Consider the following 24,121-nt stretch of genomic DNA (forward strand, 5'->3'; position numbering starts at 1 on the left):
CGACCAGGAAGGGTTCGCCGCTCAGTGTTCGGCGTCTGGCGCGCGGCAGGTCGGGGACTGGTCCCGCCGGTGCGCCGAGCTGTCCAGCGATTGCAGCACCGCCGTCTTGACCTGTTCCATATCCTCGCCCGTGGACCCGGGATCGCCCAGCGCGATCAAGGTGAAGATGCGGAGGGTATCGGGCAGGGTCTCGACCTCCTCGACCTCGATGAACCTGGGTCAGCCCGCGATCGCGATCTAACGTAGGCCCCTCCTCGAAGGTGTCGATGGCCTTCGCCTTGCTCATGACACCGTCATCGCAGCGCCACGGCGGCAGCCGGACACGGGACAGGGGGCCGGGCCCGCCGGCAGCACCGCCCCAGCACCGACAGCAGGGCCGACAGTGTACGCGCGTGGCAGCCGCACGGCCCGGACGACCTGCGCGGCCCGTATCGCCCCGATGCGGCTGTCCCGGCCCGCTCTTTGCCTGATCTTTCGGCAAACGCCCGGCAATCCCCCGCACTGTCAAATGAATCCGAAAACAGCTGTTCGGGAAACAGCGCTGGCGCGCGCGCCCGGACCGGCCCATTCTGTCATGAGTTCAGCAGTTTGCAGGAGTCGCCATGACCGCCAGTTATTACGCCCCGCGCGGCGGGCACCCGGGACAGGACCAGCTCCTGACCGACCGCGCCGTGTTCACCGAAGCCTACGCAGTGATCCCGCGCGGCACGATGCGTGACATCGTCACCAGCTTTCTGCCGTTCTGGGACCGCACCCGCCTGTGGGTCCTGTCGCGCCCGCTGTCGGGCTTTGCCGAGACCTTTTCGCAGTACATCATGGAGGTGTCGCCCGGCGGCGGGTCCGACCGGCCGGAGACCGAGGCCGGGGCCGAGGGCGTGCTGTTCGTGGTCGACGGCGTGGCCTCGCTGACCATCGAGGGCACCGCGCACCAGATGACCGCGGGCGGCTATGCCTACATCCCGCCCGGCACCGCCTGGACACTGCACAACCGCGACGATTCGGTCCTGCGGTTCCACTGGATCCGCAAGCTGTTCCAGCCGGTCGAGGGCCTGCCCCTGCCCGAGCCGATCGTCACCAACGAGGCGCAGGTCGCGCCGACACCGATGCCGGGCACCGATGGCAAATGGGCAACGACGCGCTTTGTCGACCCCGCCGACCTGCGCCACGACATGCATGTCACCGTCGTCACCTTCCAGCCCGGCGCGGTGATCCCCTTTGCCGAAACGCATGTCATGGAGCACGGGCTCTACGTGCTGGAGGGCAAGGCAGTCTACCGGCTGAACGCCGACTGGGTCGAGGTCGAGGCCGGCGACTACATGTGGCTGCGCGCCTTCTGCCCGCAGGCCTGCTATGCCGGCGGACCGGGCCGGTTCCGCTACCTGCTGTACAAGGACGTCAACCGCCACATGCCGCTGCGCCCCTTCGGCGGCTGAGCGGTCTCCGAACCCGAAGTACCCGAAGTACCCGTCTTGTGAAAGGCGGGTACTTTGCATTGCCAATTAGGCGCGGTGCATGGAAAGACCGCCCGTTACCCGGCGCGCAGGATGCGAGGCAGCGGGAACACGGTCACTCGGGCAGCAGTTCTCCCGATCCGCCGAATTCGGAGGGGAAATCCTTCATCTTCGGCAACCCGTCCTTCATCGGCAGAACCGTCTCGGCATAGTTCACGTGCAGGCCGGGCTTGAAGGCAACGCTCGGGATGATCGCGGCGTAGACATCGACCAGCTTCAGGCCGGGATGCCCCGACATGACGTGGCCGCCGCATTGGGCGCACCACTTGCGGTCGCTGCTTTCGGTCTTGTTGTACTGGCGCAGGTGCTCTTCGCCCCTGACCACCCGGACCTTGCCCGGCTCCCACAGCGTGAAGGCGTTGACCGGCCCGGCCGACCAGTGCCGGCAGCTTTCGCAATGGCAATAGCCCATGCCGGCCGGCTCTCCGGTGACCTCGATCTCGACGGCGCCACAAAAACACTGACCCTTGTGCGTGTCTGACATGCTGACCTGCTTTCCATGATGTTGAGAGGCGACACTAACACGGCCTGTCCGAAACCGGTCTGTAATTCTGACGTCATGGCCAGCGCGCCGCCGGTCGCCCCTGCCAACGAAAAAGGCCCGCGCCTTTCGGGCGGGCCTTTCCGGTCATGGCAGCGCGATCAGGTCCTGGAGTTTCCCGACAGCGCGCCCTTGCCGTGCCCCGACATGCCGCCGCTGACTTCTTCGGTCGACTCGTCCGACAGGTGCTCGGGCAGCACAAGGTTCAGCACGATGGCGATCAGCGCTGAAGGCAGGATGCCCGACGAGCCGAGGATGCGCAGCGTCTCGGGCAGGTGCTGGAGCGCGTTGGCCGCGCCCGGCGCGGTGTTCATCACCTCCAGTTGCAGCCCCAGGCCAACCGACAGCGCCACCGCAAAGATCACCATGTTGCGCCGGTTCCAGACCACGTCCGACAGCATCGAGATGCCTGCCGCGACCACCATGCCGAACATCACGATCACGCCGCCGCCCAGCACCTCGATGGGCACCGTGCGGATCACCCCGCCGACCTTGGGCACCAGCCCGCAGACGATCAGGAAGATCGCGCCGATGGTCACGACATGGCGGCTCATGACGCCGGTCATGGCGATCAGGCCGACGTTCTGGCTGAACGAGGTGTTGGGAAAGCCGCCGAAGATGCCCGCGACGGCGGTGCCGAGGCCGTCAGCGTAGGTCGCGCCCTGGATCTCCTTGTCGGTCGCCTCGCGGCCCGCGCCGCCCTTGGTGATCCCGGACACGTCGCCCACCGTTTCCACCGCCGAGACGAAGGCCATCAGGCAGAAACCGATGATCGCCGCGATGGAGAATTCAAAGCCGTACTTGAACGGCATCGGCAGGGCAAAGGCGGCTGAGCGTTCCCAGGAGCCGGTGATCGCGTCCAGCGGCAGCTTGCCGATCACGATGCAGTAGACATAGCCGACAAGGATGCCCACCAGCACCGCCGAAACCGCCAGCATGCCGCGGGCAAAGAACTTCAGCCCCAGCGTGACAAAGACCACGATCAGCGCGACCGACCAGCTTTGCAGCGATCCGTAGGCGTCCGAGCCCGACGCCTTGGCCGGCACGCCGCCGGCGGCGTATTCGATCCCCACCTTGACCAGCGCAAGGCCGATCATCGTCACCACGAGGCCGGTCACCAGCGGCGGCAAGGCAAAACGGATCTTGCCGATCACCGTGCCCAGCAGAGCGTGAAAGATGCCGCCGATCACCACGCCGCCGAACAGCGCGGCCAGCCCGTCCACGCCCTTGCCCGCCACCAGCGGGATCATGATCGGGATGAAGGCAAAGGAGGTGCCCTGCACGATCGGCAGCGCCGCGCCCACCGGGCCGATGGTGATTGTCTGCAACAATGTCGCCACCCCGGCGAACAGCATCGACATCTGGATCAGGTACAGCAGTTCCGGGAAATCCGGGCTGTTCGAGCCAAAGCCGAAGCCCGCCGCGCCCGCGACGATGATCGCCGGCGTGACGTTCGACACGAACATCGCCAGCACGTGCTGGATGCCCAGCGGTATGGCGCGGTGCAGCGCCGGGGTATAGTCCGGGTCGCGCAGCTGCTCTGGCGTCCCGATGGATGACATGGTCATTGTGGTTCCTCCCGTTTTTCTCTTGTCTCGCGCCCTGCACGGCGGGCGATGGCCTTGCCGGTCGCGGCGTCAGGCGCCGAACATGTCGGCCAGGCGCAATTCGGCGATGCGTTCGACCTGGCGGCAGGCCTCGGCGAATTCGGTGTCGCGGTCGTTCTCCAGGCGGCGCTGGAAGGCCGCGAGGATCGACGCCTGCGTGTTGTCCCGCACCGCGATGATGAAGGGAAAGCCGAAGCGCGCGGCATACGCGTCGTTGAGGCGGGTAAATTCGCCGCGCATCTCGTCCGTCAGCGCGTCCAGCCCGACCGAGGCCTGCTCGGCCGTCGACTCCGCTGTCAGGCGCTGCGCCTGTGCCAGTTTCCCGGCCAGGTCCGGGTGCGCGCGCAGGACTTCCATCCGCCGCTCGGGGGGGGCCGCACGGAACACCCGCGCCAGCGCCGAATGCACCCCCGTGGCGGTGTCATGCGTCGGCCCCAGGTCCAGGTCCCAGGCGCCCTCGGCCACCCAGGGCGAATGTTCAAAGACACCGCCGTAGGCGCGGACAAAGGTCTCGCGGTCCATGTCCGACGGGCGCAAGCGCGTCACCGGCGGATGCCGCTGCGCCCAGTGCTGCGCGATCTCCAGCCGGGTGGCGAACCAGACGCCGTCGTGCCCGCGCATGTGGTCCAGCGCCCGTTTCAGCGCCAGCGCCCGGCCCGGGCGGCCGATCAGCCGGCAGTGCAGCCCGATCGACAGCATCCTGGGCGCGCCGTCACAGCCTTCGGCATAGAGCATGTCGAAACTGTCGCGGAGCAACCGTTCGAACTGCGCGCCCTCGGCGAATCCCGCCTGTATGGCAAAGCGCATGTCGTTGCAGTCCATCGTGTAGGGCACGATCAGCTGGTCCCGGTCGCCCAGGCGCATCCAGTAAGGCAGATCGTCGGCATAGCTGTCGGCGACATAGGCAAACTGCCCGGTCTCGGCCGCCAGCCGCACCGTGTTCATCGAGCAGCGCCCGGTGTACCAGCCGCGCGGCGCCTCGCCCGTCACCAGCGCATGCAGGCGGATCGCCTCGGCGATCTGGGCGCGCTCTTCGGCCTCGGGCATGTCCTTGTGCTCGATCCACTTCAGCCCGTGGCTGGCGATCTCCCAGCCCGCGGCCTGCATCGCCTTGACCTGCTCGGGCGCCCGCGCCAGCGCGGTGGCCACGCCGTAGACCGTGACCGGCAGATCCTTCAGCAGCCGGTGCACCCGCCAGAACCCGGCCCGCGCGCCGTATTCGTAGAGCGATTCCATGTTCCAGTGCCGCTGCCCGTGCCAGGGCTGCGCACCGGTGATCTCGGACAGAAAGGCCTCGGAGGCGGCATCGCCATGCAGCACGTTGTTTTCGCCGCCTTCCTCGTAGTTCAGCACGATCTGCACGGCGATCTTTGCCCCGCCCGGCCAGTCCGCCGCCGGCGGCTGCGCACCATGGCCCGTCAAGTCCCGTGGATACCTGTTCACCCTGACCCTCCCGTCGCGTCGGGGCTCTTTGTAATCCAGAATAATCCCGGAGTTTTTCAAATTGTTTTTGAAGCTGCCTCAAGCACGCAACATTGGACGCCGGCATCCGTTCGCGGGATAAGGAAGGCCAGAGATCAGGAGACGACCATGGCAGGCTATCTGACGACCCACGTTCTGGACACCGCGCGCGGCTGCCCGGCCGAAGGCATCCGCATCGCGCTGTATCGCGTGTCGGGCAATTCGCACAAGATGATCGCCGAGACGGTGACCAACGCCGACGGCCGCACCGATGCGCCGATCCTGCCGCAGACGGCCTACAAGACCGGCACCTACGAACTGGTGTTTTTTGCCGGCGACTACCTGCGCGCTACCGGGCAGGTCAGCGAAGAGATCCTGTTTCTGGACCAGGTGCCGATCCGCTTTGGCATGAACGACGCCGAGGCGCATTACCACGTGCCGCTGCTGCTGTCGCCTTACGGCTATTCCACCTACCGGGGCAGCTGACCGGCGCGGTCCGCCGCCTTGACCACCGTTTCGATCTGCTCGATCATCCAGTCCATGAACAGGCGCGTCTTGGGGTCCTGCCGACGACGGTGGGTGAACAGGCACGCCATCTGGATCGGCTCGGGCGGAGTGTCCAGTGCCACCGGCACCAGCCGCCCGGTCTGGAGGTACTCGGCCACCTCGAACACCGGTTTCAGCGCGATGCCGTGCCCGGCCAGCGCCCAGTCGGTCAGCACGTCGCCGTCATCGGATTCGTAGCGCCCCGCGACGCGAAAGCGCCGCACGCCCTCGGGCGTCACCAGCCGCCACTGGAATTCCGTCGCGCCGGGAAAGCGCAGGTTCAGGCATTCGTGCCCGTCCTTGACCAGATCCTCGCCAGTCTCCGGCATCCCGCGGTCCGCGATGTAGGCGGGCGAGGCGCAGAGCACCCGCGCCACGTCGGCGATCTTGCGAATCCGCAGCGTGCTGTCCTCGGGCTGGCCGAGGAAGAACGCCAGGTCCAGCCCCTCGGTCGTCAGGTCCACCTTGCGGTCGGTCAGGCGCAGGCGCACGCTGACCTCCGGGTAGGCCGCCAGGAAGCCCGGCACCTGCGGCGCGATCAGCCGCCGCCCCACCCCCAGCGGAGCCGCCACGAACAGCGCGCCCTTGGGGTTTTCGGTGATGTCGACCACCTGCGCCTCGGCCTCCTCGACCGCCTCCAGCACCGCGCAGGCGCCACCGTAGAACGCCTTGCCCTGCTCTGTCGGGGTCAGGTTGCGCGTGGTGCGCTGGAACAGCCGCACGCTGAGATGTTCCTCAAGCTGCGAGATCCGGGCCGAGGTCACGGCCGGCGAAATGCGCAGGTCGCGCCCCGCGGCGGACATGCTGCCCAGTTCGTAGACACGCACAAAGGTTCGGATATTCTCGAGATAGGACATTCTTCGGAAATTTTTGATGCAGCCTTGCCTTTGCACTGGATAGCAGAACAATCCTGCGCGGCATAGGGTGCTGCGCAGGCAGACAGACCGGAGGGACGCCATGTATGATTTCGCAGTTCTTTGGGAGTGGATCGCCTTCGCCGTGCGCTGGCTGCACGTGATCACGGCGATCGCCTGGATCGGCTCGTCCTTCTATTTCATCGCCCTGGACCTGGGTCTGCGCAAGGCGGCGGACCTGCCGGCCGGCGCGCATGGCGAGGAATGGCAGGTGCATGGCGGCGGCTTCTACCACATCCGCAAGTACCTGGTCGCCCCGGCCGAGATGCCGGACCACCTGACCTGGTTCAAATGGGAAAGCTATTCGACCTGGCTGTCCGGCGCGGCGCTGTTGATGATCGTCTACTGGGTCGGCGGTGAGCTGTTCCTGCTCGACCCGTCCAAGGCGGAGCTTGCGCTGTGGCAGGGCATCGCCATTTCGGCCGCGACGATCGCCGTGGGCTGGCTGCTGTACGACACGCTGTGCAAGTCCACGCTGGGCGATCATCCGACGCTGATGATGGTTGTCCTCTTTGCCATCATCGTGGTGATGAGCTGGGGTCTGAACCAGGTCTTTACCGGACGCGCGGCGCTGTTGCACCTTGGCGCCTTCACGGCGACGATCATGACGGCCAACGTCTTCTTCATCATCATGCCGAACCAGCGTGTCGTGGTGAAGGACCTTCAGGAGGGCCGCACGCCGGACCCGAAGTACGGCAAGATTGCCAAGCTGCGCTCGACCCACAACAACTACCTGACGCTGCCGGTCGTCTTCCTGATGCTGTCGAACCACTACCCGCTGGCCTTTGCCACCGATTACGCCTGGATCATCGCCTGCCTGGTGTTCCTGATGGGTGTCACCATCCGGCATTTCTTCAACTCGATGCACGCGCGCAAGGGCCAGCCTTACTGGACCTGGGCCGTCACCGTGATCCTGTTCATCCTGATCGCCTGGCTGTCGAGCGTGCCGATGCGCGAAACCTACGACGAAGCCGCCGCGCGGCCCCTCACCCCCTACGAGCAGGTCTTTGCCTCGGCCGAGAGTTTCCCCGACGCCTATGACGCCGTGGTGGGCAACTGTTCGATGTGCCACGCGCGCGAACCCGTCTGGCCGGGCCTGCTCTGGCCGCCCAAGGGCGTGGTGCTGGAGACCGAGGGCGATGTCGCGCGCCACGCCGACCAGATCTACGTGCAGGCGGGCCTGAGCCACGCCATGCCGCCCCCCGGAGCCCAACTGCCGATGGACGGTGAGACCCGTGCGCTGCTTGTGGCGTGGTATCGCGAAGCGACGCGGTAAGGCGACAACAACCCCATGCCTTGGCACGGGCGTCAGCCCGGGCCGCGCCCGACCCTCCCCCCGGGAGGGCGCTTTGTCGTTGTCTTGCCCAACCCGACCGTCTTTCAGGCCTTGAAGAGTCACACAGGGCTCAAACGACTTGAATGCGCCCTCCCAGGCTCGGGCGCGGCCCTTCGCACCAGGCCGACCTACCCGTCAAACCGCGCCGGGCTCAGCGCCGCCAGCAGCGCCGCATCCACCGCCGCGCCGCCGCCGGCGACCAGCCGCCGGGTGATCGCCGCCAGCGCGGGCGCGGTCTGCACGCCGTAGCCGCCCTGCCCCGCCAGCCAGAAAAAGCCCTGTGCCTCCGGCGCGAACCCTACCACGGGCGTCCGATCTGGCACGAAGCTGCGCAGCCCGGCCCAGCTGTGCGAGGGGCGCACCAGAGGCACATCCACCATCTGCGAAAACCGGTCCAGCCCCTCGGCCAGCACCATGTCGTCGGGCCAGGCGTCCTGCGGGTCTACCGGGTCCTCGTCGGCCGGGGAGATCATCAGCCGCGCGCCTTCGGGTTTGGCATACCAGTCGTCGGCCGCCGAGGCGAACAGCGGCCAGCCCGTGCTGTCGACCTCCGCAGGCAGCGCCATCATCACCGCCGAGCGGCGCAACGGCTGCAAGCCCACGCGCGCCACCCCGGCCATTTCCGCGACAACTTCGGCCCAGGCACCCGCCGCGTTGACCAGCACCGGCGCCTCAAACGCGCCCTGCGCTGTCTCCACCCGCCAGGCCCCGCCCCGCCGCGCGATGGCCTGCACCCGCTGGCCGGTCTCGATCCGCCCGCCGCGCCCGCGCAACAGCCGCGCATAGCCCTGCAAAAGCCGGTCCACGTCGATGTCCAGCGCCTGCGGTTCCAGCACCGCTGCGGCGATCCGGTCGCGCCGCAGCACGGGGACCAGCGCGCAGGCCTCCCCTGCCGTCAGCCTTTGCAGCCCGGTGCTGCCCTCGACATAGGCCTCCAGCGCAGCCAGCGCGCTTTCGTCCGCCAGCAGCAATTCGCCCCGCGGCGACAGCACGGTGTCGCCCAACAATCCCCCGCTCAACTCTGGCAGCGCCAGCTGGTTCAGCGCCCGCAGCGTGGCATTGCCGTAGTTCAGGATGAAGACCGCCGCGCTGCGCCCGGTCGAATGGTAGCCGATCTGCGGCTCGGCCTCGAGCACCACAACGGATGCATCCCGCGCCAGTTCGGCCGCCGCGCTGATCCCGGCAATGCCGCCGCCGATGACGAGGACCTCTGCCGTGTTCACGCCGACTGAACCCCGCTCAGAAAGCTGGCCAGGTTGTCGCCCAGCGCATCGCAGAGATAGCCGCCCTCTTGCACCATGAGCATGGGCAGCCCCAGCCCGGCAATGGCCGCGCCGATGCGGGCAAAGCCGGGGGTGGTGATCGCCAGCCCCTGGAACGGGTCGCCCGCGTAGGCGTCCAGGCCCAAGGCCACCACCAGCGCGGTGCAGCCAAAGGCGCGGATACGGGCCAGCGCCACCTCCAGTTCCTGGAGGTAGTCCGCATCGCCCATGCCGCGCGGCAGGGGCAGGTTCAGGTTCGCCCCCAGCCCCGGGCCTTCGCCCCGTTCGTGCGCATGGCCCCAGAAGAACGGGTAGAAGCGCGCCGGATCGGCGTGCAGGGACACGGTCAGCACGTCGCCCCGCGCGTAAAAGATGCCTTGCGTGCCGTTGCCATGGTGCACGTCCACGTCCAGAACGGCGACGCGGTATCCGGCGGCGCGCAGCCGTTCGGCGGCAATGGCGGAATTGTTGAGAAAACAGAAGCCGCCCGCGAGATCACCATAGGCATGGTGCCCCGGCGGGCGTGACAGGACATAGGCCGCGCGCGCGCCCTCCGCCAAGGCATCCGCCCCGGCGATGGCGCTCTGCGCCGACCAGTAGGCCGCCTCCCAGGTGCCTGAACCGATCGGACAGGCAGTATCGGCCTGGTGCCAGCCCGCCTGCCCCACGGCCGATTTGGGATAGCTGTCGGTCCGGTTGGCGGGGTGGATGTTGGGGATCACCTCGGCCCCCGCGCCCTCGGTCCGCGACCAGCGGGTATGGATCGTCTGGAGGAACACCAGGTATTCGGCGGTATGGATCGCCGCGATCGGCCCGATCCCGGCATCCTCCGGCGCCTCGAAGACGCACCCCGCCGCCTGCGCCCCGGCACGCAGCCGGGCGATGCGTTCGGGCTGCTCGGGGTTGGGCAATACCGCACCGTTGGCCATGAAGTGCTGCGGATCGTGCGCCCACTGGCGATCATCGAAATAGGCTTTCATCTTTCCTCCCTCAGCGCGTCCAGCGCCGTGCCAGTCATGAACAGCATGCCCTCGCCCGGCTTGGGCGCAAACCCCAGCCGCGCGTAAAAGCGCGCCGCACCGGGGCTGTCGTCGTAGACCGCGACGCGCAGGAACCGCGCCCCGCCGTGCCGCGCCACCTCGGCCAGCAGCGCCCTGCCCAGCCCGGTGCCGCGCCGCGCCGCCGACACCCAGAGGTCCGAGACATAGGCCCCCGGCCCGCCCAGGCTGGTGGACATGAGCGGCGAGAACAGCACCACGCCCCCCACAGCGTCCCCGTCAGCGGCGACCAGCCCCCGGCAGGCGGGGCGCGGCCCGAACAGCCCCGCGCGCAGCGCCCCGGAGGTCAGCGCATAGGCATCGCCCAGGTCATCCGCCAGCGCGCGCAATCCCTGCTCCAGCAGCGGCAGCGTCGCAGGCGTGACCTCGTCGATGCGCATCAGATCGCCGTCCGGTCGGCGCCCTTCAGCCCCAGCATGGCGCGTGCCTCGGCCGGGGTGGCGATCTCGTGCCCCATCTCCTCCAGCAGGCCCCGGATGGTGCGCACCTGCTCGGCGTTGCTCTCGGCCAGCTCGCCCTTGGTCCTGTAGAGGTTGTCCTCCAGCCCGACGCGCACATGCCCGCCACGCCGCGCCCCGCGCAGCGCCATCGGCACCTGGTGCCGCCCCGCCGCCAGCACGGAAAACAGCGTGTCCTCGCCCAGCAGCTTGTCCTTGAGCGCGATCATGTGGTCCAGCGTGTCCGGGTCCGCGCCCATGCCGCCCAGCACGCCAAAGACGAACTGCACGAAGATCGGCCGCTGCACCAGGCCCCGGTCGACGAAGTGCCGCAGCATGTAGAGGTGGCTGATGTCGTAGCACTCGAACTCGAAGCGCGCGCGGCGCTCCTGCCCCATGCGGCTGAGGATGCCGGCGATGTCGCGCGGCGTGTTCTTGAACACCAGGTCGTCGGAGCCCTGAAGGAAGGGCAGTTCCCAGTCGAACAGCCACTCGCGCGGTTTGTCCGCCATGGGGTAGAGCGCAAAGTTCATCGACCCCATGTTGAGCGAGCACATTTCCGGCTCAAACGTCAGCGCGGCGCGCAGGCGGTCGTCCAGCGTCATGATGGCGCTGCCGCCGGTGGTCAGGTTGATCACCGCGTCACAGCCCTGCGCGATCATCGGCAGGAAGGCGCGGAAATGCTCGGGGTCGCCCGAGGGATGACCGTTCTGCGGATCGCGCGCGTGCAGGTGAAGGATCGTCGCGCCCGCTTCGGCCGCGCCGATGGCCTGCGCGGCGATGTCCTCGGGCCGCCACGGCAGGTAAGGCGACATCGACGGTGTGTGGATCGAGCCGGTGATCGCGCAGGAGATGATGGTCTTGGGCATGGCGGATCCTTCAGTCGGTGGTGACGGCACCGGCGGGCAGCGCCGCCATGAATTCCGTCAGGGATTTGTCCAGCAGTGCCGCGATCTCGTCAACCTGCGGCTCGGTGACGATCATCGGCGGGCAGACAAGGACATGGTCGCCCGCATCGCCGCCACGCGAACGCCGCGAGTAGACGATCAACCCGTTGCGATAGGCGATCTCGACGAACAGCTCGAAGGCCTCCAGGTCCGGGTCCAGCGGCACCTTGGTGGTCCGGTCGGCCATCAGCTCGAACGCCAGCAGCAGCCCCTTGCCGCGCACGTCGCCGATCACCGGGTAGCGGTCCATCAGGCCGCGCAGCCGTGCCTCCAGCAGCGCGCCCATGCGGGCGGCGTTGCCGATCAGGTCCTGCGCCGCAATCTCGTCCAGCACCGCCAGCCCCGCCGCGCAGGCCAGCGGGTTGCCCGCATAGGTGTGGCCGTGGATGAAACCGCCGTCGTCCAGCACCGCCTCGACGATGTCGTCGCGCGCAATCACCGCGCCCAACGGCACGTAGCCGCCGCCAAAGCCCTTGGACAGGCAGACAAGGTCGGGTGCCACGCCCCAGTGGTCCGCCCCCAGAAAGCGCCCGGTGCGCCCGCCGCCCGACATCACCTCGTCATGGATCAGCAACACGCCGTGGCGGTCGCAGATCGCGCGGATCTCGGCCATGTAGCCCGCGGGCGGCACCAGCGCCCCGGTCGAGGCGCCGCCCACCGGCTCGACGATGAAGGCCAGCACGGTCTGCGGCCCTTCGTCGAGGATCTTCGCCTCCAGCATCCTCGCGTAGTGCAGGCCGGTGGCCGGGTCGGCCGGGTCCAGCCCGTCGAGGTAGGCGCGCGGCGCGGGGATCTTGGGCATGGCGCGCATCATCGGGTCAAAGGGCGCGGTCATCGGCGTGTAGCCGGTGAGCGCCAGCGCGCCCAGCGTCGCCCCGTGGTAGGACGGCATCCGCGAGATCACCTTGTAACGTTGCGCCTCGCCCCGCGCCAAGGTGTACTGCCGCGCCAGCTTGATCGCGCTTTCCACCGCCTCGGAGCCGCCCGAGACAAAGAACACCCGTTCCAGCCCCTCGGGCGCCAGCGCGGCGGCGCGATCGGCCAGCGCCTCGGCGCTTTCGGTTTCGAAATGCAGGCGGTAGCCGAAGGTCGCGCGCTGCATCTGCGCCTGCATCGCCGCCAGCACGCGCGGGTTGGAATGGCCGATGTTGCTGACCATCGCACCGGAGGAGCCGTCGATGACGCGCCGCCCGTGGATGTCCCACATGTAGATGCCCTCGGCCCGGTCCAGCCGGGGCCGCGCCAGCCGCGTCTGGTAGAACAGCCGGCTGGTCCGGCCCTGGTCCGCAATGCCCTCGATCCGCGACATGATCCCCTCCCGCGACACATACGCCGCCAGTTGCACGCCTTGGGCCAGTGCCGTCAACCGGCACGGCGGGGCAAGGCTCAGGCCGCCAGCGCGATGACCGCCGCCAGCCAGACCGCGCCCAGGGCGTAGAACAGCCCGTTCCACCTCCACGCGATGGCAAAGGACGAGACCTGCGACATCTGCGACATGTAGAGCGTCGTGCCGGACAGCGGCGACACCGCCGTGCCCATGCCCCAGAGCGCCATCATCGCCGCCCCCATCAGCGGCAGGGGCAGGCCCAGGCTGGCCGGGTCTGTCACCGTGGTAAAGACCACCAGCAGCACGACCGGGTGGATGCCCAGCGCGCAGATCGCCATGTAGCCCCAGATCAGCAGCAGCGCGTCGGCAAAGACGCTGCCGGTGGACAGCGCCATCAGCCCCGCGCCTTCGTCCAGGTGCGGCAGTGCGCCGGCGATCGCCACGCCAAAGACGTTGGCGGCGGTGAACAGCGTCGTCTCGGTCCGCATCCCGCGATAGCCCGCCAGCACCGATCCGGCGATGCGCGTCACCCGGCCCGGATCGGTCCGCCCATGCACCAGCGCCATCCAGCCCAGCGCATAGCTTGGCCCCGCCAGCGCGATGGCCGTGGTCAGCGGCAGGCCCAGCCCTTCGACCAGCGACAGCACCAGCGCGTAGAGCACCACGACCGCCACGGAGAGCCGCCGCAGCGGTGCCGCCAGCGCGCCCCCAGGCAGCGGCGCCACCGCGGCGCGGCGCGGTCGCCGGACCCGGTCATAGAGCGTGGCCCACAGCAGGAAACCCGCCGCCAGCAACAGGCCGTAGGGCACGATCTGCACCCAGGACAGCCCCGGCAGCGCCGCCAGCACCGCCGCCGTGCCGACGTAGAAGGGCGACCAGCAGGTCGCCGCGCTGAAGCCCCAGAGGATCGCGCAGCGCAGCCGCTGGCCATCGCGCGGGCTGTCGCGGCTGTCGTCCAGCATCGGCGCCAGCAGCGCCATGCCCGCCAGGTTGAAGGCCGCGCCCAGACCGTGCGACGACAGGCTGAGGGCCGCAAAGCGGCGCCCCGGACCCATCCCCGACAGCGCCGCCCGCAACCGGTGGACCGAGGGGCTTTCGCCCGCACCCGAGCGCAGCCAGCCGATCGACGCGAAGATCAGCAGAAAGGGCAGCGTCCGTTCGACCCCCAGCACGAAGGTTTCGCGCAGGGTGCCGGCCCGGACGGCCAGCACGATGGCGGTCGCCACCAGCGCCCCGGCGGCGATCTTCTGCGCCAGGGGGACGCGATGCACCTCCAGCGCCACGAACAGCACCAGCGCGGATGAGGCCAGCACGGTCAGCGCCTTCACCCCCGTCAGCGAGGCGGCGGTCGCCGCGACGGCGGCCAGGATGAACACCGCCGAGGACAGGCCGATGCCGCCGGTCGCGGAGGTCTCTGCCGCGTCGGTCATGCGACGCGCCCCTGCGCCCCGGCCCCGGGGGTCCTGATGTGCTGACTACGGATCACGGCTTTCTCCGGCGGCGCGGCAACCGGCTGACCGTAGGACGCGGCGCCGCCATGGGCAAGCGCATGGGACTGCCCACAGGGTGACCCGATGTCGTGCCCACAAGGTGCTTGACGCGCGCGTCGTTGATAAGAAACAGTTACAAACAGTTAATACCAACCGGACCAACAGAGCATCCGGACCCGCGCGTGGGATATCCCCCGCCGACACATCAGGGAGAAGAGTCATGAAACATACTTTGTCCGTCGTCGCGCTTGGCGCCGCACTGGCCAGCGCGCAGGCCGCGCAGGCCCAGACGCAGGTCGATTTCTGGCACGCCTTCACCGGCCGCCTCGGCGATCTTGTGGCCGAACAGGTCGCGACCTTCAATTCCAGCCAGTCCGACTACATGGTCGTGGCCACGCACAAGGGCAACTACTCGGAAACGTTGAACGCCGGCATCGCCGCCTTCCGCGCCGGGGAACAGCCCGACATCCTGATGGTCTTCGAGGTCGGCACCGCCACCATGATGGCCGCCAAGGGAGCCATTGTCCCGGTCTACGAGGTGATGGGCGAGGGTTTTGACCAGTCGAAATACATCGGTTCGGTCAAGGGCTACTACACCGCGCCCGACGGCAACATGCTGTCGCTGCCGTTCAACTCGTCCACGCCCGTCCTGTGGGTGAACCGCGACAAGCTGCAGGAGGCCGGGATCGACCCCGACACCGACCTGAGCACCTGGGAAAAGGTCGGCACCGTGCTGGACCAGCTGAAGGAGGCCGGCGTCTCCTGCCCGCTGACCACCGCCTGGCAGAGCTGGATCCACCTGGAAAACCTGTCGGCCTACCACAACGTGCCCTTCGCCACGAAGGAAAACGGCTTTGGCGGGCTCGACACCGAACTGGCCTTCAACGGTCCGGCACAGGTCGCGCATATCTCGGCCATGGGCCAGTGGGCCAAGGACGGCAAGTTCATGTACGCCGGCCGCCGCAACGAGGGCGGGGCCAACTTCCGCGCCGGCGAATGCGCGCTGTTCACCGAATCCTCGGCCGGCTACGCGGGCATCAAGGCCGAGGCACAGTTCGCCTTCGAGGTGCGCCCGCTGCCCTACTGGGAGGCCGTCGTGGCCGAGCCGCAGAACACCATCATCGGCGGCGCGTCGCTGTGGGTGATGGCGGGCCAGTCGGACGAGGAATACCAAGGCGTCGCCGCCTTCATGGACTTCCTGTCCTCGCCCGAGATCCAGGCCAAGTGGCACCAGGACACCGGCTACCTGCCGATCACCTCGGAGGCCGGGGAACTGACCCGCGCCCAGGGCTTCTATGACGCCAACCCGGGCACCGACATCGCGGTGATCCAGATGACCGCCAAGGAGCCGACCGAGAACTCCAAGGGCCTGCGGCTGGGCAACTTCGACCAGATCCGCACGATCATCGACGAGGAACTCGAGGCCGTCTGGGCCGGCGACAAGGACGCGCAGGCCGCACTGGACACCGCCGTCGAGCGCGGCAACCAGTTGCTGCGCCGCTTCGAGCAAGCCAACCGCTGATCGCCTGAAATGCCCGTCCCGGGCCTGACCCGGGACCTCTGCCGCCCCAGCGGCGCGGAGGTCCCGGAGCATGTCCGGGACGGGTTTCGCCGGATCGGGAACCGATGGAAAAGCGCGTCACCTTCAAGGGCCTCTGGCTGCCGCTGCTGCTGGTCCTGCCGCAGATCGTCATCACCGCGGTGTTCTTCTTCTACCCGGCGGGCGAGGCGATCTGGCAATCGCTGTTCATTCCCGACCCGTTCGGCCTGTCGATGCAATGGGTGGGCCTGGGCAACTTCGAATACCTGCTGGGCGACCGCTATTACCGCGCGAGTTTCGTCACCACGGCGGTCTTTTCGGTCCTTGTGACGCTGGTGTCGATGGGCGTGGCGCTGTACCTCGCCGTGCTGGCCGACCGGCTGATCAAGGGATCCGGCGCCTACCGCACCCTGCTGATCTGGCCCTATGCCGTGGCTCCGGCCGTGGCGGGCGTGCTGTGGCTGTTCATGTTCAACACCCGCGTCGGCGTGGTGACCTGGTATCTGGGCCTCCTGGGCTATGACTGGAACCATGTGCTGAACGAGGGCGAGGCGATGGGCCTTGTCGTGATCGCCTCCGCCTGGGGGCGGATCAGCTACAACTTCCTGTTCTTCCTGGCCGGGCTTCAGGCCATCCCGCGCAGCGTGATCGAGGCCGCCGCCATCGACGGCGCGCGCTTCTGGACGCGGTTCAGCACCATCGTCTGGCCGCTGCTGTCGCCCACCACCTTCTTCCTGATGGTGGTCAACATCATCTACGCCTTCTTCGAGACCTTCGGCGTGATCCACACCATCACCAGCGGAGGGCCGCAACAGGCCACCACGATCCTGGTCTACAAGGTCTATGCCGACGGTTTCGTCGGGCAGGACCTGGGATCTTCGGCGGCGCAGTCGGTCATCCTGCTGGTGCTGGTCTCGCTTCTGACGGTGGTGCAGTTCAAGTTCATCGAACGCAGGGTGCATTACTGATGGCCGGGCGGACAGGCATGGTGGAAAGACGCGGCGCCGGTCACTGGCTGACGCACCTCGGGCTGATCGTCGGCGTGCTGTTCATCTTCTTTCCGATCTGGCTGGCCTTTGTCGCCTCGACCGTCAGCCAGCCGGACATCGTCCGCCCGCCGATGCCGCTGCTGCCCGGCGACCAGATGTGGGAGAACTACTCGAGGGCGCTGCGGTCGGGCGTGAACGCGCCTGTCGCCACCATGCTGATGAATTCGATGATCATGGCCATCGGCATCGCGGTCGGCAAGATCGCCATATCGCTGCTGTCGGCCTTTGCCATCGTCTATTTCCGCTTTCCGGGGCGCAAGCTGTTCTTCTGGCTGATCTTCCTGACGCTGATGCTGCCGGTCGAGGTGCGCATCGTGCCGACCTACGAGGTGATCGCCAACTTCGGCATGCTGAACAGCTATTCCGGGTTGATCCTGCCGCTGGTGGCCTCGGCCACTGCCACCTTCCTGTTCCGGCAATTCTTCATGACCGTCCCGGACGAGTTGGCCGAGGCCGCGCGGATCGACGGCGCGCGGCCGATGCGGTTCTTCTTCGACATCCTGCTGCCGATGAGCCGGACGAACATCGCAGCACTCTTCGTGATCCTGTTCATCTACGGCTGGAACCAGTACCTCTGGCCGCTGCTGATCACCACGGACCCGTCGATGAACACCATCGTCATGGGCATCAAGCAGATGTTCCCCTCGGGCGACGACCTCGCCGACTGGCCGGTGATCATGGCGACCTCGATCCTGGCCATGGTGCCGCCGGTGATCGTGGTGGTGGGCATGCAGCGATTGTTCATCCGCGGACTCGTGGACAGCGAGAAATGAGGCATGTCGCACGGGGCGCAGGGCGGGCCGGCGGGCGCCCGGGCGGGACAAAACGACAGGACAGGCACTAGATGGCAACCCTCTCTCTCGACAACGTCAAGAAATCCTTCGGCAAGACCGAGGTGATCCACGACGTGAACATCGACATCACGGACGGCGAATTCATCGTGATCGTCGGCCCCTCGGGCTGCGGCAAGTCCACGCTCTTGCGCATGGTTGCCGGGCTGGAGACCGTCAGCGCGGGCGAGATCCGCATCGAGGGCAAGCGCGTGAACGAGGTCGAGCCGATGGACCGCGACATCGCCATGGTGTTCCAGAACTACGCGCTCTACCCGCACATGTCGGTCTTCGACAACATGGCCTACGGGCTGAAGATCGCCGGCACGCCCAAACCCGAGATCGAGAGCCGCGTCGCCACCGCCGCGAAGATGCTGCAACTGGAGCCCTACCTGAAACGCCGCCCGCGCGAGCTGTCGGGCGGCCAGCGCCAGCGTGTCGCCATGGGCCGCGCCATCGTGCGCAAGCCGGCCGTCTTCCTGTTCGACGAACCGCTGTCGAACCTCGACGCCAAGCTGCGGGTGCAGATGCGGCTGGAAATCAAGGCGCTGCAACGCGAACTGGGGGTGACGGCGCTGTACGTGACCCATGACCAGGTCGAGGCGATGACGCTGGCCGACCGCATGATCGTCATGAATGCCGGGGTGGCGGACCAGATCGGCGCGCCGCTGGAAGTCTATTCGAACCCGCGCACCACCTTTGTCGCGGGCTTCATCGGCTCGCCGCCAACGAATTTCCTCAAGTCCGCGCTGCTGGGCGAAAACGCGGGCGCGGCGCTGGTCGGCATCCGGCCCGAGCATCTCAGCCTGGCCGCGACCGGCAGGCTGACCGCGCGCGTGGTCTACGCCGAGGCGCTGGGGGCCGAGACTCTGGTCCACCTGCGCACCCAGGACGGCACACAGATCACCGTCCGTCAGGACGCGGCCGACCCCATCCCGCATGAGGGCGCGGAGTCCGCGCTGGCCTGGGACCCGGCCGTCGAGATGCGCTTTGACAAGGCCGGCAAGCGGCTCTGAGCGCGCTCAGAGGTTCTCGCGCGTGATGGTGGCAAAGCGGATCGGCGGGTTGTCGACCTCGTCCTCGGTCAGCTCCAGCCGCCGCAGCATCAGGTCCACCGCGCGCCGCGCCTGGGTTTCGGGCAGCTGGTCCAGGATGACATGCGCGCGGCCCACCTGCAAAGCCGCGCTGGTGGTCCCGGTCAACTCGTGCCCGACGAAGAACACCGCGCGCCCTGCCCGCTCCAGCGCGTGCAGCACGCCGGAGTTGCCGCCGCCCGCGTTGTAGACGCCGGAAAGGTCGGGCCAGTCGCGCAGCGCGTCAGCCACCAGCGCGGCGTTGCGGTGCCGGTCGTCGCCGCCAAAGACGACGCGGCGAAACGCCAGCCCTGGGTGCGGATGGTCGGCCAGGTAGTCGGAAAAGCCGCGCAGCCGGTCGCGGTGCACGCGGTAGAGCGGACTATGGCAGACCGCCAGCACGCTGCTCCGCACCGCGCCCAGCCGCGCCAGCATCAGCCCCGCCGTGCGCCCGGCGGCCATGTTGTCGATGCCCACGTAATCCGCTCCGTGCAGGATACGGTTCATCACCTGCACCACCGGCAGCCCCTGCCCCTGCACCTGCTCCAGCGCGGCGCGCACGGCCGGCACATCGGGTGCGGCGACGATCAGGCCCGCGCGGTGCACCGGAGGCCGCGCGATGTGGTGGGCCAGCGCCGCCGGGTCGGCTTCGTCCATGAACGACACGTGCAGTTGCACGGAGCGGTCCAGCGTCCGCCCGATCCGCCGGAAGGCCGCCGCGAGGCGCGAAAAGAAGCCGGTTTCGGGGCGGACAAGGATGACCTCGATGCGAAACAACCCGCGGTGCCTTTCGGGCAGTCGTCCGGGCCAGTCCAGCGCCCGCGCCGCCAGCACCACCTTTTGCGCGGTCTCGGGCGTCACGCCGCCGCGCCCGTTCAGCACCCGCTCGACCGTGGCGGTGCCGACGCCGGCACGGGTGGCAATGTCGGCATAGGTCGGCTTGGCCATGGCACAGGGTCCGGACAGGAGGAATCCGCGCCGACTGTGCGGCGCGCCGCTGCACAAGCGCAAGACGACAGATGCCGCAGCAGGCGGCCCCAGGTCAGGACGAAGCCTTCGGGGCGTTCAGCCGGGCCTTCTTGGCCTCGAAGCGCGCCTTCATCCGCGCGTCGCCATCCTTCGACCCATCGTGAAAGGTGCCGAGCCACCTGTCGATCGGGATCAGCCCGTCGCCGTAATTGACCTCGAAATACTTGTGGTGCAGGTAGTGGATGTAGGCATGGCTGTCGATTGCCATGTCTTCGGTGATCTCGACCTTGTCGAACCCCACGTGCCCCGGCACCGCGCCAAAGCCCGCGACATGCAGCTGGTAGAGCGCGATCATCGGGTGCGACGGCAGGACGAGATGGTAGAACATCGTCGAGAAATACAGCAGGTGCTCGACCGGGTGCATCGACAGCGACGACCAGGGCGACGGGTTGTTCGAGTTGTGGTGCACCGAATGCACCCACTTGTAGAGGAACGGCGTGTGGATCAGCCGGTGGATGCAGAAGAAGTGGATCTCGTGGATCACCGGCACAATCAGGCACAGGACCGCCAGCCACAGCGAGTTGTCCGACCATGACAGCCAGGGCGCGTAGCCGTTGGCAAAGGCCCAGAGCACCAGCACCTGCACCCCGGTCCAGATCGGCACGCCGGACAGGAAGCTGCGCAGCATGTTGTCGAGGTTCTGGCGCCTGAACCAGAAGACGTCCGAAGGGTGATCGGCGGGGAACTTGCCGTTGTACTTGAACCGGTTGCCCTGCGCGCGGCGGATGTACAGGTGCAACTCAAAGGCAAAGTACCACAGGAAGACGGCCACCGCGTTGACCGCCAGCAACCTCAGCACCCAGCCCCAGGCGAGGCTTTGCATCACCTCGACCGGCGGGATCACCCAGGCCCACCAGGCCAGCGCCGACAGGAAAAACAGGACGTTGTACGGAAAGAAGTACCCCGGCAGCCAGGCCAGAAACGCGCGCGGGCGCGGCGGCCAGACAAACAGCGGCGCGGTGCCGGCCGGGGTGTTGGGGGTGTAATTGCCACGCTTGTCGCGGGTGCCGAACTTCAGGTCGTCCATAATCCTCTCTCGGGTCGTGTCGGCGCGGATCAGGAAACCTGCGAAGGCCGGATCCATCCGTCTCACCTCCCGGCCAGTCTAACCGCGACGGGCGCAGGGCGCGCGCGATTTCATGCTCTGATCGGATAACTCCATGGCGGCGCCGCACGGTGGCACCAGCCGGAACTCCGCCCCCTGCGGCAGCGCGGCTCCTGGCCGAATGGCCAACGGAAACGGGGACATCGAGGCGCGTGCGCGACAGACCATCCGCCGGCGGGCGACCGAATGCAGGCCGGGTCGTGCGCAGCGACGCCCGTTATTCCCCCCAAAAAACAATTACAGATTGTGACAACTGTGTTACCTTTCGGGCGGTCTCCGGGGCTTTGCATTTTCTCGGTCGCTATTTTTTCACGGTTCGTTTTTGCGAGTCCGGAGTCATTGAACAAGAAATTTATCCAAAGGAGCCAGAACGATGGCCATCATTCTTCCCAACAGCGTCAACACCGCTGCGGGCGACGCACTCACTGTCACCGCTGCACAGACCAACTCTACCATCATCGTCCGCGACGGGGTCTTCCTGCTGGCAGACGGCGGGAGCAACAATGCGATCGACATCAACACCAACTCGAACGCGCATACCATCCTGATCGACGGCTACCTCGGCAGCGACGATAACGATGCGCTGGAACTCAACGACACATCGAACCACGAGATCACCATCGGCATGAATGGCATGATCGCGGCCGGGTCCGACGGGATCGCCGGCACCGGCACCACCATCATGGTGACCAACGACGGCGCCATCGTCGCAGGCAGCAACGCGGTCTCGCTCAGCGGCGGCGGCCTGACGTCCGAGCCGGTTGTGGTGAACAACGGGTCGATGACCTCTGCCGCCGACACGATATTCCTGTCTGATGGCGGCCGGGTGACGAACACCGGGTCGCTCTCTTCGCATACCGACGGGATTCACTTCGGCAACTACGACGGCACCAACGGCAACTCCGTGCTGATCAACTCGGGCACGATCAACGCCGATGACGACGGTGTGCAGGTCCAGGGGGCAAACTTCACCGGGTCCAACACCGGATCGATCATCGGCCAGAGCCGCGGGCTCGAACTGCAAAACCTGACCGACAATTCCACCTTTGACAACGCGGGGGTGGTCGCCGGGGCGGATGACGGCATCTACGCGCAGGGCACCAACACGCGGATCAGCAACTCGGGCTCGATCACCGGCGGCACCGGCATCGAGTTCACCGATGAAGACACCACCGTGGTCAATCATGGCACCATCGTCGGCGAGGCCTTCGAAGGCATCCGGGGCGAAAACGAGCTTGTGGTGACCAACGCCGGGTCGATCTCTGGCGCGACCTACGGGATCTATGCCACCTCGGTCGATGGTCTGGCGACAGGCGCAGGTCGTCAGCAGGTGCTGAACACCGGCATCATCGCCAGTCAGTCTCAAGCCGCGGTCTACCTCGAAGGTTTCGACGGCATGGTCGACAACGCGGGCAAGATCATGTCCGTCTCCGCGCGCGGCGTCTGGATCGACGGTGCCGGCGGCATCGTGTCGAATTCCGGTGACATCGACTCGCGCGATACCGGAATCTGGGTCGACGGGACCAACGGCATGATCACCAATACCGGCACGGTCACAACGGATGACGAGGGCATCTTCTTCACCGATGGCGGGGCCGCCTTGAACTCGGGCGTCATCAATTCCCGGACGACATCCATCTACATGGGCGGCAGCACGATCAACGGCCGCATCGACAACTCGGGCGAGGTGGTGTCGCTGGCCAGCACCGGCATTGAGATCCGGAACGACAACGGGATCGTGACCAACACTGGATCGGTCACCGCATCGGTTTATGGCGTCTACTCGGCTTCCGAATTCGGCAGCATCCTGAACGCCGGCTCCATCACCGCGAACAGCATCGGCATCTACCGTGTCGGCGGGCCCGGTGAGTTTCGGATCACCAACTCCGGCGAGGTCAACTCGTTGGCGGATGCGATCCGGGCGATCGGCGGCGACGAGGTCGTGAACTCCGGCGTGCTGAACGGCCAGACGGGCATTTATGTCGTCGCAAACGCCAACACCACGAACACCAATGTCATGAACACCGCCTCCGGGGTGATCGATGGCGAAGACTACGGCATCTGGCTCAACGATAGCGACGAGAACGCCCTGATCATCAACCACGGGGCGGTCCGCGGCGGGATCCAGTCCGTGCACTTCGAGAACGCCACCGGATCCGAGGCGATGCTGGTCAACACCGGCAGCCTGGTCGGCGACGTGCAGGGGGATACCGGGGTACAGATCATCGCCAACTCCGGCGTGATCGTCGGCGATGTCAACTTGGACAGCGGCGCCGACCTGCACCGCAACATGGGCACCGGCGTGGTCAATGGCGTGGTCTTCGGCGAAGGCGGAACCGATACGCTGATCGGCGGCGCCGGCAACGACAACCTGAACGGCGGCAACGACGCCGACCTGCTGGTCGGCCATGACGGCAACGACACGCTGATCGGCGGCGAGGCCGCCGACACGCTGCTGGGCGGCGCGGGCGACGACAGCCTCTCTGGCGGCACCGAGGGCGACGTGCTGAACGGCGGCAACGGCAACGACCAGATCCTTGGCGGCCTGGGCAACGACCTGCTGATCGGCCAGGACGGGTCTGACACGCTGGATGGTGGCGACGCCAACGACACCATGGATGGCGGCAACGGCGACGACCTGCTCGAAGGTGGCAACGGCAACGACATCCTGCGCGGCCGCAACGGTGAGGACGACCTGGCCGGGGGTCTCGGGCTGGACCTGCTGACTGGCGGCCAGGGCGCGGACAACTTTGTCTTCCGCAGCGTGGCCGATGCCGGGATCGGCGCGACACGCGACCAGATCCTGGATTTCGAACAGGGGGTTGACCTGATCATCGTCGCGGGCCTGTCGCCGGGCGTGTTCGAGTTCCGCGGCACCAATCCCTTTGCCCCCTCCGGCAACCCCGAACTGCGCCTGAACGAGACGGCGACCGGATCGACCATCGTGCAGTTCGACGTGGACGGCAACGGCACCATCGACGCCGAGATCCGGGTGGCCAATGTCACCGGCCTGACGGCCGAGGACTTCGTGCTCTGACAGGCCCATGAAAAGGCCAGC

The 24,121-nt window shown here is 67.4% G+C and carries 21 protein-coding genes; 8 read left to right on the plus strand and 13 right to left on the minus strand.

What is annotated here, in order from left to right:
- Positions 1-21: 21 nt before the first annotated feature.
- Entirely contained in the window at positions 22-159 is a 138-nt protein-coding gene (locus tag MAA8898_RS26390) for a hypothetical protein (protein ID WP_176445242.1), read from the minus strand.
- Positions 160-602: 443 nt separating this feature from the next.
- Here MAA8898_RS26390 and MAA8898_RS19700 point away from each other — a divergent pair, with 443 nt between their 5' ends.
- A complete protein-coding gene (locus tag MAA8898_RS19700) occupies positions 603-1,433 on the plus strand; it encodes a bifunctional allantoicase/(S)-ureidoglycine aminohydrolase (RefSeq protein ID WP_094022740.1) in 831 nt (276 codons plus the stop codon).
- Between the two features lie 133 nt (positions 1,434-1,566).
- Here MAA8898_RS19700 and MAA8898_RS19705 read toward each other — a convergent pair whose 3' ends face one another.
- The 3 genes from MAA8898_RS19705 to puuE form a co-directional block, all read right to left on the minus strand.
- Positions 1,567-1,995, minus strand: coding sequence for a GFA family protein (locus tag MAA8898_RS19705; RefSeq protein WP_094022741.1), 429 nt, complete (start codon positions 1,993-1,995; stop codon positions 1,567-1,569).
- 158 nt (positions 1,996-2,153) lie between these two features.
- Positions 2,154-3,620, minus strand: a complete 1,467-nt coding sequence (locus MAA8898_RS19710; RefSeq protein ID WP_094022742.1) for a uracil-xanthine permease family protein — start codon at positions 3,618-3,620, stop codon at positions 2,154-2,156.
- A 69-nt stretch (positions 3,621-3,689) separates the two neighbouring features.
- Positions 3,690-5,102: an allantoinase PuuE gene (gene puuE, locus MAA8898_RS19715; RefSeq protein WP_094022743.1), complete on the minus strand. Its 1,413-nt coding sequence runs from the start codon at positions 5,100-5,102 to the stop codon at positions 3,690-3,692.
- Between the two features lie 147 nt (positions 5,103-5,249).
- Between puuE and uraH the strand changes: the two genes are divergently transcribed.
- Positions 5,250-5,606 (plus strand): hydroxyisourate hydrolase, encoded by a 357-nt coding sequence (uraH, locus tag MAA8898_RS19720; RefSeq protein ID WP_094022744.1) that lies wholly within the window; start codon positions 5,250-5,252, stop codon positions 5,604-5,606.
- Here the strand turns inward: uraH and MAA8898_RS19725 are convergent.
- A complete protein-coding gene (locus MAA8898_RS19725) occupies positions 5,591-6,523 on the minus strand; it encodes a LysR family transcriptional regulator (RefSeq protein WP_094022745.1) in 933 nt (310 codons plus the stop codon). The two genes, uraH and MAA8898_RS19725, sit on opposite strands and share 16 nt — an antisense overlap.
- A 100-nt stretch (positions 6,524-6,623) precedes the next feature.
- On the opposite strand from MAA8898_RS19725, the gene MAA8898_RS19730 reads away from it, so the two are divergent.
- Positions 6,624-7,856, plus strand: coding sequence for a urate hydroxylase PuuD (locus tag MAA8898_RS19730; protein WP_094022746.1), 1,233 nt, complete (start codon positions 6,624-6,626; stop codon positions 7,854-7,856).
- 188 nt (positions 7,857-8,044) lie between these two features.
- Here MAA8898_RS19730 and MAA8898_RS19735 read toward each other — a convergent pair whose 3' ends face one another.
- The 6 genes from MAA8898_RS19735 to MAA8898_RS19760 all read right to left on the minus strand — a co-directional run bounded on the left by MAA8898_RS19735 (position 8,045) and on the right by MAA8898_RS19760 (position 14,377).
- Positions 8,045-9,139: an NAD(P)/FAD-dependent oxidoreductase gene (locus MAA8898_RS19735; RefSeq protein WP_094022747.1), complete on the minus strand. Its 1,095-nt coding sequence runs from the start codon at positions 9,137-9,139 to the stop codon at positions 8,045-8,047.
- The gene (locus MAA8898_RS19740; protein ID WP_094022748.1) at positions 9,136-10,158 is read right to left on the minus strand and encodes a histone deacetylase family protein; all 1,023 of its coding nucleotides are present in this window, start codon (positions 10,156-10,158) and stop codon (positions 9,136-9,138) included. The genes MAA8898_RS19735 and MAA8898_RS19740 overlap by 4 nt, the downstream gene beginning before the upstream one ends.
- Entirely contained in the window at positions 10,155-10,616 is a 462-nt protein-coding gene (locus MAA8898_RS19745) for a GNAT family N-acetyltransferase (RefSeq protein ID WP_094022749.1), read from the minus strand. The genes MAA8898_RS19740 and MAA8898_RS19745 overlap by 4 nt, the downstream gene beginning before the upstream one ends.
- Positions 10,616-11,542 carry a 3,5-dioxohexanoate:acetyl-CoA acetone transferase gene (gene kce / locus MAA8898_RS19750; RefSeq protein ID WP_094022750.1) on the minus strand — a complete coding sequence of 309 codons (927 nt, stop codon included), beginning with the start codon at positions 11,540-11,542 and terminating at the stop codon, positions 10,616-10,618. Before kce ends, MAA8898_RS19745 begins: the two co-directional genes overlap by 1 nt.
- A gap of 10 nt (positions 11,543-11,552) precedes the next feature.
- Entirely contained in the window at positions 11,553-12,929 is a 1,377-nt protein-coding gene (locus tag MAA8898_RS19755; RefSeq protein ID WP_094022751.1) for an aminotransferase family protein, read from the minus strand.
- A 77-nt stretch (positions 12,930-13,006) separates the two neighbouring features.
- Positions 13,007-14,377, minus strand: a complete 1,371-nt coding sequence (locus MAA8898_RS19760; protein ID WP_094022752.1) for a hypothetical protein — start codon at positions 14,375-14,377, stop codon at positions 13,007-13,009.
- A 280-nt stretch (positions 14,378-14,657) separates the two neighbouring features.
- On the opposite strand from MAA8898_RS19760, the gene ugpB reads away from it, so the two are divergent.
- The 4 genes from ugpB (at position 14,658) to MAA8898_RS19780 (ending at position 18,872) form a co-directional block, all read left to right on the plus strand.
- Positions 14,658-15,959, plus strand: coding sequence for a sn-glycerol-3-phosphate ABC transporter substrate-binding protein UgpB (gene ugpB / locus MAA8898_RS19765; RefSeq protein ID WP_094022753.1), 1,302 nt, complete (start codon positions 14,658-14,660; stop codon positions 15,957-15,959).
- Positions 15,960-16,063: 104 nt separating this feature from the next.
- Positions 16,064-16,945, plus strand: coding sequence for a sn-glycerol-3-phosphate ABC transporter permease UgpA (ugpA, locus tag MAA8898_RS19770; protein ID WP_094022754.1), 882 nt, complete (start codon positions 16,064-16,066; stop codon positions 16,943-16,945).
- A gap of 17 nt (positions 16,946-16,962) precedes the next feature.
- Positions 16,963-17,799, plus strand: coding sequence for a sn-glycerol-3-phosphate ABC transporter permease UgpE (ugpE, locus tag MAA8898_RS19775; RefSeq protein ID WP_094022794.1), 837 nt, complete (start codon positions 16,963-16,965; stop codon positions 17,797-17,799).
- A 71-nt stretch (positions 17,800-17,870) separates the two neighbouring features.
- Positions 17,871-18,872 carry an ABC transporter ATP-binding protein gene (locus MAA8898_RS19780; RefSeq protein ID WP_094022755.1) on the plus strand — a complete coding sequence of 334 codons (1,002 nt, stop codon included), beginning with the start codon at positions 17,871-17,873 and terminating at the stop codon, positions 18,870-18,872.
- Between the two features lie 6 nt (positions 18,873-18,878).
- Here the strand turns inward: MAA8898_RS19780 and MAA8898_RS19785 are convergent, their stop codons facing one another.
- Together MAA8898_RS19785 and MAA8898_RS19790 are read right to left on the minus strand one after the other, a co-directional pair.
- Complete coding sequence (locus tag MAA8898_RS19785) at positions 18,879-19,877, minus strand: LacI family DNA-binding transcriptional regulator (protein WP_094022756.1); 999 nt, start codon at positions 19,875-19,877, stop codon at positions 18,879-18,881.
- 94 nt (positions 19,878-19,971) lie between these two features.
- Positions 19,972-21,042 carry a sterol desaturase family protein gene (locus tag MAA8898_RS19790; protein ID WP_217900519.1) on the minus strand — a complete coding sequence of 357 codons (1,071 nt, stop codon included), beginning with the start codon at positions 21,040-21,042 and terminating at the stop codon, positions 19,972-19,974.
- Between the two features lie 394 nt (positions 21,043-21,436).
- Between MAA8898_RS19790 and MAA8898_RS19795 the strand changes: the two genes are divergently transcribed.
- Complete coding sequence (locus MAA8898_RS19795) at positions 21,437-24,100, plus strand: calcium-binding protein (RefSeq protein WP_094022758.1); 2,664 nt, start codon at positions 21,437-21,439, stop codon at positions 24,098-24,100.
- Positions 24,101-24,121: the final 21 nt, after the last annotated feature.

It is taken from the genome of Antarctobacter aquimaris (genome assembly GCF_900184945.1).
In the GTDB taxonomy this organism is placed as follows: Bacteria; Pseudomonadota; Alphaproteobacteria; order Rhodobacterales; family Rhodobacteraceae; genus Maliponia; species Maliponia aquimaris.

Coding starts and splice junctions, on each gene's coding strand:
- MAA8898_RS19700 (WP_094022740.1), top strand. CDS start 603: ATGACCGCCAGTTATTACGCCCCGCGCGGCGGGCACCCGGGACAGGAC.
- MAA8898_RS19705 (WP_094022741.1), bottom strand. CDS start 1,995: ATGTCAGACACGCACAAGGGTCAGTGTTTTTGTGGCGCCGTCGAGATC.
- MAA8898_RS19710 (WP_094022742.1), bottom strand. CDS start 3,620: ATGACCATGTCATCCATCGGGACGCCAGAGCAGCTGCGCGACCCGGAC.
- uraH (WP_094022744.1), top strand. CDS start 5,250: ATGGCAGGCTATCTGACGACCCACGTTCTGGACACCGCGCGCGGCTGC.
- MAA8898_RS19725 (WP_094022745.1), bottom strand. CDS start 6,523: ATGTCCTATCTCGAGAATATCCGAACCTTTGTGCGTGTCTACGAACTG.
- MAA8898_RS19730 (WP_094022746.1), top strand. CDS start 6,624: ATGTATGATTTCGCAGTTCTTTGGGAGTGGATCGCCTTCGCCGTGCGC.
- MAA8898_RS19740 (WP_094022748.1), bottom strand. CDS start 10,158: ATGAAAGCCTATTTCGATGATCGCCAGTGGGCGCACGATCCGCAGCAC.
- MAA8898_RS19745 (WP_094022749.1), bottom strand. CDS start 10,616: ATGCGCATCGACGAGGTCACGCCTGCGACGCTGCCGCTGCTGGAGCAG.
- kce (WP_094022750.1), bottom strand. CDS start 11,542: ATGCCCAAGACCATCATCTCCTGCGCGATCACCGGCTCGATCCACACA.
- MAA8898_RS19755 (WP_094022751.1), bottom strand. CDS start 12,929: ATGTCGCGGATCGAGGGCATTGCGGACCAGGGCCGGACCAGCCGGCTG.
- MAA8898_RS19760 (WP_094022752.1), bottom strand. CDS start 14,377: ATGACCGACGCGGCAGAGACCTCCGCGACCGGCGGCATCGGCCTGTCC.
- ugpB (WP_094022753.1), top strand. CDS start 14,658: ATGAAACATACTTTGTCCGTCGTCGCGCTTGGCGCCGCACTGGCCAGC.
- ugpA (WP_094022754.1), top strand. CDS start 16,064: ATGGAAAAGCGCGTCACCTTCAAGGGCCTCTGGCTGCCGCTGCTGCTG.
- ugpE (WP_094022794.1), top strand. CDS start 16,963: ATGGTGGAAAGACGCGGCGCCGGTCACTGGCTGACGCACCTCGGGCTG.
- MAA8898_RS19780 (WP_094022755.1), top strand. CDS start 17,871: ATGGCAACCCTCTCTCTCGACAACGTCAAGAAATCCTTCGGCAAGACC.
- MAA8898_RS19785 (WP_094022756.1), bottom strand. CDS start 19,877: ATGGCCAAGCCGACCTATGCCGACATTGCCACCCGTGCCGGCGTCGGC.
- MAA8898_RS19790 (WP_217900519.1), bottom strand. CDS start 21,042: ATGGATCCGGCCTTCGCAGGTTTCCTGATCCGCGCCGACACGACCCGA.
- MAA8898_RS19795 (WP_094022758.1), top strand. CDS start 21,437: ATGGCCATCATTCTTCCCAACAGCGTCAACACCGCTGCGGGCGACGCA.